This is a genomic window from Streptococcus mitis, assembly GCF_000722755.1.
GTDB classification, from domain to species: Bacteria; Bacillota; Bacilli; order Lactobacillales; family Streptococcaceae; genus Streptococcus; species Streptococcus mitis_CM.
In genome coordinates, this window is record NZ_JPFY01000013.1 from 534535 (window position 1) to 546876 (window position 12342).

Here is a 12342-nt window from a genome sequence, read left to right on the forward strand (position 1 = left end):
GGATGTCTTTAGAAACTAATGATTTTATTCTTGAAACATCTAAATATATAAGAAGACAAGTAAGAAAAAATATTTTGAGTATTGAAGAAAGAAAAACTCAGGCAGATGAAATTCGAAAAAAATCTTTAGCAAAATTAAAGCTGCAAACTATAAAAAGAAAAAAATCATTAGATTATATCCAAGAAATAAATCCCTCTTATCTGGAACATTATCGCAAAAGATTTTTTAAAACACATGATTTACATGAAAGATTAGAAATCATTAGAGAACTTTCGAAGTATGATTCAAAGGAAGTTCATAATTTTTTCTATGCAATAAATGGTCATGTAAGAAATCAATCGCTAAAAAAAGAAGTTCAGTCGTACTTTCAAAGTTTATCTCTACCGTTTAGATTGAGTAGAAAAAAGAAAGGAAAAACAAATTTTATTGATAATGAAATAGTAACAAATAGGAAAGGACCAGAAGAGTTGAAGAAGAGGTTATACATTGATGATCTAGAAAAGATAAAAAAATTTGATATCTTTCTTTCACATAACTCTCAAGATGAAGAAAAAATAATAACCTTTTATAAAAAACTAAACAAAAATGGCCAAGTCGTATATATTGACTGGGTTAATGATAAATACGATCTGAAACGAGAATGGTGTAATACTTCAACAGTCGATATTATCAAAGAGCGTATAAAACAATCGGATGTATTTGTTTTGTACTTTTCAAGTAAGACACTTAATTCTCAGTGGTGTGCTTGGGAATTGGGATATGCAGATGGAATTGGAAAGAAAATATGTATCTATTTTTCAGAAAAAATAGATAGAACAATTATTCCCAAATTTTATTCTATTTATCCAGAGCTACATCTTTCTGAAAACATTACAATTGAAGTTGATAAACAATCATCTATTATATTTAATGATTGGAAAAATAGGAGTAGTTAATATGGAAAAAGAGCTATTTATTAAAAAATATACTGAAGTTATTCAAGAAGGGAATGCTGCAGTATTTGCTGGTGCGGGGACATCAGTTGATGCCGGTTTTGTTAATTGGAAAGAATTGGTAAGACCATTCTCAGAAGAAATAAATTTGGACATTGATAAAGAAACAGATTTAATTGGAGTGGCGCAATACTATATCAATTCTAAAATGGGAAATCGTGGTACTGTGAATCAAAAAATAATTAATCAGTTTTCTAGTTCAGATGCAGAAACGGATGTTATGAATATATTAACACGTCTTCCCATTTCTACATATTGGACAACAAATTATGATGAGGTCATAGAAAATGGATTGGAAAAAAATAATCGCAGGGGGGATATAAAAAGAAAAGTAGATGATTTGGCTATTAATATTTATGATAGTGATGCTATCGTATATAAAATGCACGGTGATATAAGATCTCCCCAAGATGCAGTTATTTCAAAAGATGATTATGAAAGATATGGTGAGAAAAATTCGTTATTTGTTACAGCCTTGCGTGGGGACTTAGTCTCAAAAACGTTCCTATTTGTAGGGTTCAGTTTTGAAGATCCAAACCTAGAGTCTATTTTAGGAAAGGTGAATGTTTTATTAGGAGATAACAAAAGAGAACATTATTGTATTCAGAGAACTGTATTAAGAAAAGATTATAAAACGAAAAAAGAGTATGACTATGCAAAAATAAAGCAAGGTTTAAAAATAATAGACTTAAAACGATATGGTATTGAGACTGTTTTGGTAAATGATTATACTGAGATTCCCCAATTATTACTAGAAATTGAAAGAGAATATTTTAAAAATACAATCTTCATTTCAGGTAGTATATCAGATTATAATGAGAATTGGAGTGAAGAAAAGGTAAATCAATACTGCTATGATTTATCTAGTTTTCTTATTTCAAAAGATTATAAAATAATATCAGGGTTTGGACTGGGGATAGGAAGCAGTGTTATTAATGGTGCGCTGGATCAAATTTATAAAACTAAATATAGACATGTGGCTGAACACCTTGGTTTGTTTCCTTTTCCACAAAATGCTAATGGAGAGAAATCGTTAAAAGAATGTTGGACCGAGAATCGTGAACAAATGATTAGTGAGTCAGGGGTGTGTATATTTTTATTTGGTAACAAGCTAGTTGATGGTAAGGTAGAACTTGCTTCAGGCATGATGGAGGAATTTCAAATAGCTAAAGAAAAAGGAAAGATAATCATTCCGATTGCCTCTACTGGATTTGCTGCAAAAGAAATTTATGATGAGATGAAACAATCAGGAGAATATAGTTATTTAGATAATTACTGGGAAACTTTGGAGACTGAAAAGGATTTCACTAAAGTTTTTTCCACGATTGATAAAATTGTCAATGAGGTACGATAATGGCAACCAAAATATTTATTTCGTTCCGTTTTAGTGATGGAAAAGAGATTAAAGACGAACTAGTTGATTTATTTGATGAATCTACTGAGGTAATTAATAGATCAGAAGATGTTGATAGAGGTCAAATGAGTGAGAACATTATTAAGGAATATCTATATGAGAAGTTAAAAGATACATCGGTTACAATTGTATTATTAACTCCAGAGGCTGTTTCTTATAGAAAGAATTGGATTGGAAATTATGATGATTGGCTTTATGATGAACTAAGGTATTCTTTAGAGGATAGAAAAAATAACAGAACAAATGGTGTGATAGCTGTTTATACTGATGAAGCTAAAGATAAGGTACTAGATGATAGTACTCATTATTGTCAACATTGTCAGCAGACTAAGTCGTGTAGGTCTTTGAAATATTTTGATAATTTAGCTAGAAAGAACATGCTAAATATTAAGTCGGTTTATAAGAAAAATCCATGTAATGATCTTTATGATGATGAGCACGATTCTTATATTTCTTTAGTGAGTTTGAACGATTTCAAAGAAGATTATAGTCGATATATTCAGAATGCAAAAGACAAAAGAGAACGATTAGATGAGTTCAATATAGCTATGAGGATGTAATAAACACTCCTTGTAGATAATTCTGCTATTGAGATAAGTTCAACTTTTTAAGAGTCGAAAGGCTCTTTTTTTTCATCCTCTCATTCTCCTGTGATAACTTTTCCAAATGCCCTCTGATATACTTTTTTCAATTTTAAAAAATCCAACTAAGATTTTCTATGGGGGTTTGGGGGCGAAGTCACCAAGTTTTCTTATCGTTGGCTGTCAAAACTAGAAGGTTTTGATAGGCTGGCGATATGATTTTTGGGATATTGTGGACACAATATCTGAGCTCGCGAAGACCTGAAAGGAAGATATTATGCAGTACCGTGTCTAATACGAGTGCGGGGATATACCGATATTAAAGAATGAGGAGGATACAGGATGGGAAATTTAGTTAGAGAGATACGTAAGGAAGTCAATTTCTCAATAGAAGAGTATCAACAGATACAAAATTTGATGGAACAGGAGGGATATGAACAATTTTCCCCTTTTGCTAGAGGTAAATTATTGAAAATAAACCACCAATCATCTCAGCAGCTTGAAGAATGGATAAAATATTTACAACACCAAAAAGTAGAACAGATTTATCGGGATGTACATGAAATACTTGTTCTGGCAAAGTTGTCTCAATCTGTTACAATGGAACATCTTGAAATTATTTTGACTTGTGTCAAAGACTTGATGAAGGAAATTGAGATAAGTATGCCATTAAGCCATTCCTTCAAAGACAAGTACATGGGGTAAGTTAATATGGAAAATCGTTATCGAACCAATTTAAAAAAAGTGTATTTGAGTGATCAAGAATTAATTATCCTCAACAAAAATCTTGCTCAGAGTCAGTGTCCAAACTTTTCGCATTATGCCAGAAAAACCTTACTAGATCCTGGTATGAATTTTATCACAATAGATACAAGAGGATTTCAAGACCTGATTTTTGAAATTCGTAGGATTGGAAATAATATAAACCAGATTGCACGCGCGGTAAATCAAAGCCACCTACTAAGTCTTCAACAAGTCAAAGAATTGCAGCTCGGTATAGCTGAGTTAGAAAAACAGTTACAACAAGATTTTGACATAAAGTGTCAACGATTGAGAGAATTTTATGGTCATCACTAAGCACTATGCTGTTCATGGGAAAAAATACCGCCGTCAATTGATTAAGTATATTCTTGATCCTAAGAAAACCAGGAATTTATCGTTGATTTCAGATTTTGGGATAAGTAATTATCTTGATTTTCCTGACTATGTGGAACTGGTAAAGATGTATCAAAATAATTTCCTTTCAAATGACCAACTCTATGATTCACGGTTTGATAGACAAGAGAAAAAGCAACAGAAAATACATGCTCATCATATTATTCAATCTTTCTCACCTGAAGATAAATTAAGCCCAGAGGAAATCAACCGCATAGGCTATGAAACGATAAAAGAGTTAACAGGTGGTCAATATAAATTCATTGTTGCCACTCATGTTGATCAAGACCATTGTCATAATCATATTATTATCAACTCAATCGACTGCCAATCTCAAAAAAAGTTGAAGTGGGACTACGCTCTTGAAAGAAATTTACAAATGATTTCGGATAGAATTTCTAAAGTAGCGGGTGCCAAAATCATTCCACCTAAACGTTATTCTCATAGAGATTATGAGGTCTATCGACGTTCTAATCACAAATACGAATTGAAGCAGAGGTTATCTTTTCTCATGGAACATTCAATTGACTTCAATGATTTTATGAAAAAAGCTGAGCAACTAAATGTTAAAGTAGATTTTTCAAGGAAACATAGCCGATTTTTTATGACAGATAGGAACATGAAGCAAGTCATCCGAGGAGATAAGCTGAATAAGAGAGAACCCTTTTCAAAAGAATATTTTCAACATTACTTTGCTAAGAGAAAGATTGAACAGATTTTAGAATTTTTGTTGCCAAGATCCAACTCTTTTGATGATTTAGTTGAGAAAGCTCCGTTACTGGGAATGGAATTGACGAGCAAGATAAAAACGATAGATTTTGTTCTTACTGATGGAAAAAGCTGCATTTCCATACCAAATAAGTCATTAAGAAAGAAAAATCTTTATGACACTATGTATTTTGAAACCTACTTCAAGGAACTTAATGTGGTTGAAGTACTTCAAAATAATGACGTAAAAATGGAATTTGAAAAATTTGAGATGCAACAGTATTCAGACGTATTGACTGTAGAAGAAATAACCGAAGCTTATGAAACGTATAAAACTAAGAGAGATGCTGTACATGAGTTTGAAGTTGAGATTGCTGAAGAGCAGGTTGAAAAGGTGGTTTCAGATGGACTTTTCATTAAGGTTTGGATGGGGATTGGACAAGAAGGACTAATCTTTATTCCAAATCATCAACTAAATATCTTAGAACAAGAAAACAAGAAACAGTATCAGCTGTTTATTCGAGAAACATCTTCTTATTTCATTTATTATAAAGAGGACTCAGAAAAGAATCGATATATGAAAGGAAGGGACTTGATTCGTCAACTGACATTTGACAATAAGTCTCTGCCTTATATGAGACGAATAAGTCTGTCTAGCCTTCAACAAAAAATAGAAGAAATCAATTTATTGATGACCTTGCACACTCAAAATAAATCCTTTCTTGAATTAAAGGATGAACTGGTTGAAGAAATTGCACAGCTAGATATTGATTTAACAAACTTACAAGAAAAAAATGCTACCCTAAACAAGATGGCCGAAGTCGTTGTTAACTTACAAAGTGAGAATCAAGACACTAAGCGATTAGCTAAGTATGAGCGCTCAAAGCTAAACTTATCGCAGGAGCTAACGATTGAACAGGTAGAATCTGAGATTGAAGGTATTCAAAATCAGTTAAATAGTAAAATCAATGAATATGAAAATGCGGTGAGGAGGCTTGAAAATATTTTTAACATTCTCAGGAACAGAATAAATATAGTTGACGGAGAAGAGTTAAATTTATTCTAGTATTCACCTTCTGAATACTATTATCAAAAACCACTATTTAACCCACGAGTTTTTATCGTTTATACTAAATCATGTCCAAAGGACAAGAAAAAAGATTTAGAGGTATAGAAATGAACTCAAGATAAATAAAATTGTTTACAACAACAGCGATTGCAACTATTTTGCTAGCTACTTGCTCAACAAATTCGACTAGCAATTCGACTGCAAGCTCAGCGAATACTGATAGTACTGTACTTCGCATCGTGGATCGAGGAATTTTCTCAGTTGGTGGGACTGTGACATCTTCTGAAGGAACTTTTGACCCAGCTAATCAATGTGAGGAAACCGGTGCCGATCAGACTTCTCACGTTGACCAAGCCAACGTTCTCTATCAAGTTCCAAAGGATGAAACAGAGGCACCAATGATTTTTCTAAACGGCTTTGGGCATTGCGAAATAATTTCTTTGCCAACACTATTCCATTTTTCTAGTTGGGCAGTATGCTGATCATCATTCATAATGAATGGCTCTATGTTCAAAAAATATCCAGTAAAACTGTCTGGTGGGTGATAATTCTTCTCTTTGCCTCCTCGTTATTCCCCTATGTGACGGCTATTGTTTCAACTAATTTTACCGATTCGTTAGCACAAGTTGTCTATGGCTTGGTTGTCTTATTCATTACCGTTTCAAACAGAGGGCTTTATCGTTCGCTTTATCAAGATGATCCAAACAATCTTCTCTTAAAACAACGAATAGAAGATATGAAGAAATGGATATTCTTTGATACGATTGGGAAAGTCGTCAGTCTTGTCTCGTCAGCCACTATTTTTCCGCCACCCATGCTTCTTTCCGTTCTTTTGACTCTGGTAGTTCTTTTGATTCCAAGGCAACTGAAGGAGGATTAGGTTTAGTATAGATATCAGTATTAAAAAAATGAATACTGCTATTTTTCTTTGATATTGTACAGCTAAACAAAATAGGACTATAATAAGGTTAGAAAGTGAGATGAATCCTATGAAACACGTTAATTTGAACAATGGAGTGAAGATGCCAATTCTTGGTTTTGGTGTTTTCCAAATTCCTGCCAGTGAAACCAAGCAGGCCGTGCTTGATGCTATTAAGGTTGGCTATCGTCATTTTGATACGGCTCAGTCTTATGCCAATGAAAAAGAAGTTGGTGAAGCTATCGCAGAATCAGGTTTGCCAAGGGAAGAATTTTTCATTACTAGCAAAGTCTGGCTAGAGCATTACGGTTATGAGAAAACGAAAAAAGCCGTTCTACATTCATTGGAGGTCATGGGCTTGGATTATCTAGACTTGATGCTCCTTCATCAGCCCTTTTCAGATTATTATGGTTCTTATCGTGCTTTGGAAGACTTGTATAAAGAAGGGAAACTGCGTGCCATTGGTGTCAGCAATTTCTATCCCGATCGTCTGAGTGATCTGGTGGCTTTTAATGAAATTACACCACAGGTCAATCAAGTTGAAACCCATCCGTTTAATCAACAGATTTTTGCACAAGAGAATATGATCAAAAACAATGTTCAGATGGAGTCATGGGCTACTTTTGCAGAAGGTAGAAATGGCATCTTTTCTCATCCGACACTAGTGGCGATTGCGGAAAAATATGGTAAGTCCACAGCTCAAATTATGATTCGTTGGCAGGTGGAGCGTGGTATCGTCTGCTTGACAAAATCAGTAAAACCAGAGCGTATGGCTGAGAATATTAATGTTTTTGATTTTAACTTAACCGATGAAGATATGACAGCCATTGCAGAACTTGATACAAAAGAAAGTCTGTTTTTCAATCACCAAGATCCTTCAACAGTTGACATGTTCTTGCGTTTGATTGAACAGAGAAAAAATGGAGAAAACTAAAGATGAAAACAATTACTTTAAATGATGGCAATCGTATTCCAGCAGTTGGGTTTGGTGTTTTCCAAATTCCTGCAGACGGCTCGACCTATACAGCTGTTAAGGAAGCCTTAGAAGTTGGTTACCGTCATATTGACACAGCGCAAGCTTATTTTAACGAAAAAGAAGTCGGAAAAGCTATCAAAGATTCAGGCATTCCACGTGATGAAATCTTTGTCACTAGTAAACTTTGGATTCAAGATTATGCTTATGAAACTGCTAAAGCAACCATTGATGCAACCTTGGAAAAAATGGGGCTTGGTTACCTTGACCTCTACCTGCTTCACCAACCTTATGGCAAAGTCGAAGAAGCTTGGAAAGCTCTAGAAGAAGCCAAATCAGCTGGTAAAATCAAATCAATCGGTGTATCAAACTTCACGCCGAACTTTTGGAATCAATTTGTTCCACATTTCAATACGATTCCAGCTGTTAACCAAGTAGAGTTCAACCCATATTTCCAACAAAAAGCTCTACGTGACTTGCTTGCAAAGGACGATGTTAAAATCGAAGCTTGGGCGCCACTCGGACAAGGAAATAAAGATTTATTTGCCGAACCAATCATCACAGCTTTGGCTAACAAATATGGCAAAGATGCTGGGCAAATTATTTTGCGATTTGAAGTGCAAGAAGGTATCGTTGTCTTGCCAAAATCAACCAAGAAAGTTCGCATGGCATCAAACAAAGAACTCTTTGATTTTGAATTGACCGCTGAAGAAATGGCAGAGATTCGTGCCCTTGACAAAGGAAAAGGTGCTCATGACCCAGACGCACCAGGCGTTGGAGATTATCTCTTGTCAGCTTATGACATTCATGCTAATGATTAATTTTTAAGATTATTTGAGGAATAATAAATGAAAAATGTTTTAATTTTGGGTGCCAATGGACAAATTGCACGGATTGTAGCGAAGCGTCTTTTGAGCGAACAAGATGATGTTCAATTGACACTTTATTTACGAAAAAGTGATCGTGTTGATGACTTAGTGGCTATTAATCCTGCGCGTGTAAGGACAGTAGATGCTAACATTCACGACCAAGAAATGTTGGACAAGGCTGTTCAAGGACAAGATATTGTTTTTATTTCAAATGTTGACCATGACCCTGATAACAAACTGACTCAAGGTGTTATTGCAGCAATGATTAAAAATGATGTTAAACGTGTTATATCTTCAAATGTTTTAGGAATTTACGGAGAAGTTCCTGGAGAATATGGTCGTTGGAATACAGAAATGCTTACGCAAGCAGGGCTCAATCGAGCTCGACGTTCTGACGAATTGTTAGAAAAATCAGGCTTAGATTACACAACTTTACGTTTACCTTGGTTAAATGACCGTGATGAGGTGAAATACAGTATTACGCACAAAGGAGAATCATATGTCGGTGTCTCTGGCTCACGTCAAAGTATTGCAGATGTTGTCGTAAAAATGATTGCTGATCCAACTTACCTCAATAGAGAAAGTATAGGTCTTGCAGACCCTGATACTCAAGGATTGACACGTCCTGTTTATTAAGATAAATAGAGAAGGAGAAAAAAGAAAGTTGCAACATTTATTATGTGACTTTCAGTCGGTCTCGCTCCGTTAGGTGCGAGACAACCCCCCCCCCGCTATGCGGGTGCGCATCGAAGGTTATACCAAAAAACTCCAATTATCAGATTTACGCAGCAACTGGTACAGAAGACTTCGCTCAGGGTTTAATTATGACACAGGTGGAAGAAATGTGGACACGACAGCCATTTTCTCAAGATAATCTGATACTTCATATTAGTACAGGTTCTAGTCATGACCTTCTTGCTGTTCAAGAATATCTGTACAATATGCTCCCAACGTTATTTGTCAAAACAAACTAAAAAAGCCGATTCAGATGAATAGTCTATCAGTATTTGTAAAATGAATACTGCAATAAACAATAAGTATTGTACTATTCACTCTTTTAAGAATAAAATAGATTCATAAGGGGATCTCTAAAAACTAATTTTCTAAAATTTAAAATGTTGATTTAACAAGGCTTTCAGAACTCCAAATTCGCAATTTTAGGAGTTTATAGAGGTACCCATAAATAAGAAAGAGAGAACTAATAATGCAAACACAAAATGTTGTTTTTATGAACAAAGAATTAAATCTCCGCCTTGCAGGTATCCTTCGCTTACCTGCAAACTTCGATTTGAATACCAATTACCCGGCAATTGTTGTAACAGGTCCAATGCTTTCCGTAAAAGAACAAGCTCAAGCCATTTACGCTGACGCTCTTACTGAAGCGGGTTACGTTACCTTGGTATTTGATGGTGCTTATTTTGGCGAAAGTCAAGGTTTCCCACGCCAGCAAGAGCTTCCTGATGTCAAACAATCAGATATCGAAGGGGCTATTGACTTCCTTGAGAGCCTTCCTTACGTTGATAATAGCCGTATTGGTGGTTTAGGCATGTGTGGGTCAGGTTCTTATATGTCTGTTGCTGGTGTCAAAGATAGCCGTTTAAAAGCTATTACCGCAGTCGTGCCAGCTATTTCTGATATTTCAACTTCGCCAATGATATCATTCTTCTTACCTGAAGAGGAAGTGAAGGCAGCTAAAGAAGCTTATGAAAATGGAACAGGTGACCTAATTACACTTAATTTCCAACCTCGTGCCTTTGAAGAGGGGGCACAATATTACTATTCTGCTCGTGGAAATCGTGCACGATGGAGCAATCAAGTCGTGGCTTGGAGTCAATTAGAGCTGATTAATTACAATGTGATCAATATCATGAAAGATATGACCAAACCGTACTTGGTTGTTACTGCCGAAAATGCCTGGAGCCAACCAGCATCTCGTGAAATCTTTGATGCAACTAAGAGTGAGGTAAAAGAATGGGTAGTTGTCCCTGAAGCAAGCCACTTTGACATGTATGACCTCCATCCTTTTGTAGATGTCGCCTTTGAGGCAATCATACCTTTCTTCGAAAAAAATATTTAATCCTAACTATCCATTTGAATAATGGAAATAGATAAAAACGAGGTAAACAATGCAATACACAATACTTAATAACGGAATCAAAATGCCTATGGTTGGATTTGGAGTATTCCAAATCCATGATGCCAAAACAACGCAGACAGTTGTAGAAGAAGCGATTAAAACGGGCTATCGTTTGATTGACACTGCCCAAGTTTATGGTAATGAAGAAGCGGTCGGAAAAGCTATCAAGGCCTCAGGTGTTCCCCGTGAGGAGCTCTTTATCACAACCAAACTTTGGATTTCTGACTTTAGCTATGAGGCTGCTAAAGACGCTTTTAATGAATCCTTACGTAGATTAGATTTGGACTACGTTGATCTCTATCTCTTACATCAACCATTTGGCGATATTTTCGGAGCTTGGCGTGCCTTAGAAGAACTTTATAAAGAAGGAAAAATCAAAGCGATTGGAGTCTCAAACTTTAAACCAGATCAATTAGCTAACCTTGCTACCTTTAATGAAGTTACTCCAGCTGTCAATCAGATTGAACTCCACGTTTTCAACCAAAAAGAAGATGAGCAAGCCTATATGCTCTCAAAAGGGGTGCAAACAGAGAGTTGGGGCGCTTTTGCTGAAGGACAATTTGATGTTTTTAATAATCCAGTTTTAAAAGAAATTGCAGAAAAATACAGCAAAACAACAGCACAAGTTATGCTTCGTTGGCAGTTGCAACGTGGCATTGTCTCCCTTTCAAAATCAGCCAATCCAGAACGTGTCCGTCAAAACTTTGACATCTTTGATTTTGAATTATCAGCAGAAGATATGGACAAAATTGCGGCTCTTAACACGAATACAACTGTCTTCTCGGATCATCACGAAGCTAAAACAGTTGAACTTTTGGCAAGCTTTGTTGGGAAATCATTTTAATAGGTATAAAGTGTGGTAGATAAGGAGAAAGTGAAATGACAACATTATTTATAAACGGTAGTCCCAATAAAAATGGCAATACCGTCGCTTTAGCAAAAAAATTATTAGGAGATCAATCTTTTGAAACGCTTCATCTAGCAGATTATAAAATTTATGATTACGGACAAGATTTCTCAGATGATCAATTTGAAGAGGTGCTAGCAAAACTATTTTAAGCAGATACAATTGTGATTGGCTCACCAGTCTATTGGCATAGCATCAATGGTTTGGTACGGAATTTCCTGGATCGACAGTATAATCGTGTCGAAGAACAGCTCAATGGAAAAGTGTTGTATTTCATCTTTCAAGGCTCTGCTCCGACGCAGGAAGTTCTTGATATGGGAAACTACACCATGAGCCGTTATGCCGGCTTGTATGGAATGAATTACAAGGGTATGATAACTAGGTAAGGAATGGAGAGGTTCATGAAGAAACTAAGTTTATTTTTCTAGGATTTTTGACAGTTTTTGACCTTGTTGCATGTAGCAGTGGTAAGCAGAATACGCAAACAAGTGAGACAGCTAGCAGTCAAACGGCGGAATCTAGTCAAGAAGCCAGTTCGGCAGATGATAGTCAAAAAATTCTTGTTGCTTATTTTTCCGTCTCTGGAAATACAGCGACGATTGCCTAAGATGTCGCTTT

At 35.5% G+C, this 12342-nt stretch carries 16 protein-coding genes; all 16 read left to right on the plus strand.

Going from position 1 to position 12342, the window contains the following annotated elements; genetic code table 11:
- Positions 1 to 2: 2 nt before the first annotated feature.
- Positions 3 to 935, plus strand: coding sequence for a toll/interleukin-1 receptor domain-containing protein (locus tag SK578_RS05850; protein WP_144443184.1), 933 nt, complete (start codon positions 3 to 5; stop codon positions 933 to 935).
- Between the two features lies 1 nt (position 936).
- Positions 937 to 2346 carry an SIR2 family protein gene (locus tag SK578_RS05855; RefSeq protein ID WP_023916203.1) on the plus strand — a complete coding sequence of 470 codons (1410 nt, stop codon included), beginning with the start codon at positions 937 to 939 and terminating at the stop codon, positions 2344 to 2346.
- A complete protein-coding gene (locus SK578_RS05860) occupies positions 2346 to 2966 on the plus strand; it encodes a TIR domain-containing protein (RefSeq protein ID WP_042751145.1) in 621 nt (206 codons plus the stop codon). The genes SK578_RS05855 and SK578_RS05860 overlap by 1 nt, the downstream gene beginning before the upstream one ends.
- Positions 2967 to 3329: 363 nt before the next feature.
- Positions 3330 to 3692, plus strand: a complete 363-nt coding sequence (locus SK578_RS05865) for an SAG1252 family conjugative relaxosome accessory protein (RefSeq protein WP_042751146.1) — start codon at positions 3330 to 3332, stop codon at positions 3690 to 3692.
- Positions 3693 to 3698: 6 nt separating this feature from the next.
- Positions 3699 to 4064, plus strand: coding sequence for a plasmid mobilization relaxosome protein MobC (gene mobC / locus SK578_RS05870; RefSeq protein ID WP_042751147.1), 366 nt, complete (start codon positions 3699 to 3701; stop codon positions 4062 to 4064).
- Positions 4051 to 5916: an SAG1250 family conjugative relaxase gene (locus tag SK578_RS05875; RefSeq protein ID WP_042751148.1), complete on the plus strand. Its 1866-nt coding sequence runs from the start codon at positions 4051 to 4053 to the stop codon at positions 5914 to 5916. Before mobC ends, SK578_RS05875 begins: the two co-directional genes overlap by 14 nt.
- Positions 5917 to 6047: 131 nt before the next feature.
- Positions 6048 to 6401: a hypothetical protein gene (locus tag SK578_RS10240; RefSeq protein WP_050491241.1), complete on the plus strand. Its 354-nt coding sequence runs from the start codon at positions 6048 to 6050 to the stop codon at positions 6399 to 6401.
- The gene (locus SK578_RS05880; protein WP_050491242.1) at positions 6395 to 6799 is read left to right on the plus strand and encodes a hypothetical protein; all 405 of its coding nucleotides are present in this window, start codon (positions 6395 to 6397) and stop codon (positions 6797 to 6799) included. Before SK578_RS10240 ends, SK578_RS05880 begins: the two co-directional genes overlap by 7 nt.
- A 109-nt stretch (positions 6800 to 6908) precedes the next feature.
- Positions 6909 to 7772 (plus strand): aldo/keto reductase, encoded by an 864-nt coding sequence (locus SK578_RS05885; protein WP_042751510.1) that lies wholly within the window; start codon positions 6909 to 6911, stop codon positions 7770 to 7772.
- Between the two features lie 2 nt (positions 7773 to 7774).
- Positions 7775 to 8632 (plus strand): aldo/keto reductase, encoded by an 858-nt coding sequence (locus tag SK578_RS05890; RefSeq protein WP_042751149.1) that lies wholly within the window; start codon positions 7775 to 7777, stop codon positions 8630 to 8632.
- A gap of 27 nt (positions 8633 to 8659) precedes the next feature.
- Entirely contained in the window at positions 8660 to 9316 is a 657-nt protein-coding gene (locus tag SK578_RS05895; RefSeq protein WP_042751150.1) for an NAD(P)H-binding protein, read from the plus strand.
- Between the two features lie 568 nt (positions 9317 to 9884).
- Positions 9885 to 10757 (plus strand): alpha/beta hydrolase, encoded by an 873-nt coding sequence (locus tag SK578_RS05900; RefSeq protein ID WP_042751151.1) that lies wholly within the window; start codon positions 9885 to 9887, stop codon positions 10755 to 10757.
- A 49-nt stretch (positions 10758 to 10806) separates the two neighbouring features.
- Positions 10807 to 11661 carry an aldo/keto reductase gene (locus tag SK578_RS05905; protein ID WP_042751152.1) on the plus strand — a complete coding sequence of 285 codons (855 nt, stop codon included), beginning with the start codon at positions 10807 to 10809 and terminating at the stop codon, positions 11659 to 11661.
- Between the two features lie 35 nt (positions 11662 to 11696).
- Positions 11697 to 11876 carry an NAD(P)H-dependent oxidoreductase gene (locus SK578_RS11245; protein ID WP_235228641.1) on the plus strand — a complete coding sequence of 60 codons (180 nt, stop codon included), beginning with the start codon at positions 11697 to 11699 and terminating at the stop codon, positions 11874 to 11876.
- A 12-nt stretch (positions 11877 to 11888) separates the two neighbouring features.
- Positions 11889 to 12110 carry an NAD(P)H-dependent oxidoreductase gene (locus SK578_RS11250; protein ID WP_235228643.1) on the plus strand — a complete coding sequence of 74 codons (222 nt, stop codon included), beginning with the start codon at positions 11889 to 11891 and terminating at the stop codon, positions 12108 to 12110.
- A 47-nt stretch (positions 12111 to 12157) separates the two neighbouring features.
- Positions 12158 to 12331: a hypothetical protein gene (locus SK578_RS10945; RefSeq protein WP_161683534.1), complete on the plus strand. Its 174-nt coding sequence runs from the start codon at positions 12158 to 12160 to the stop codon at positions 12329 to 12331.
- Positions 12332 to 12342 lie beyond the last annotated feature (11 nt).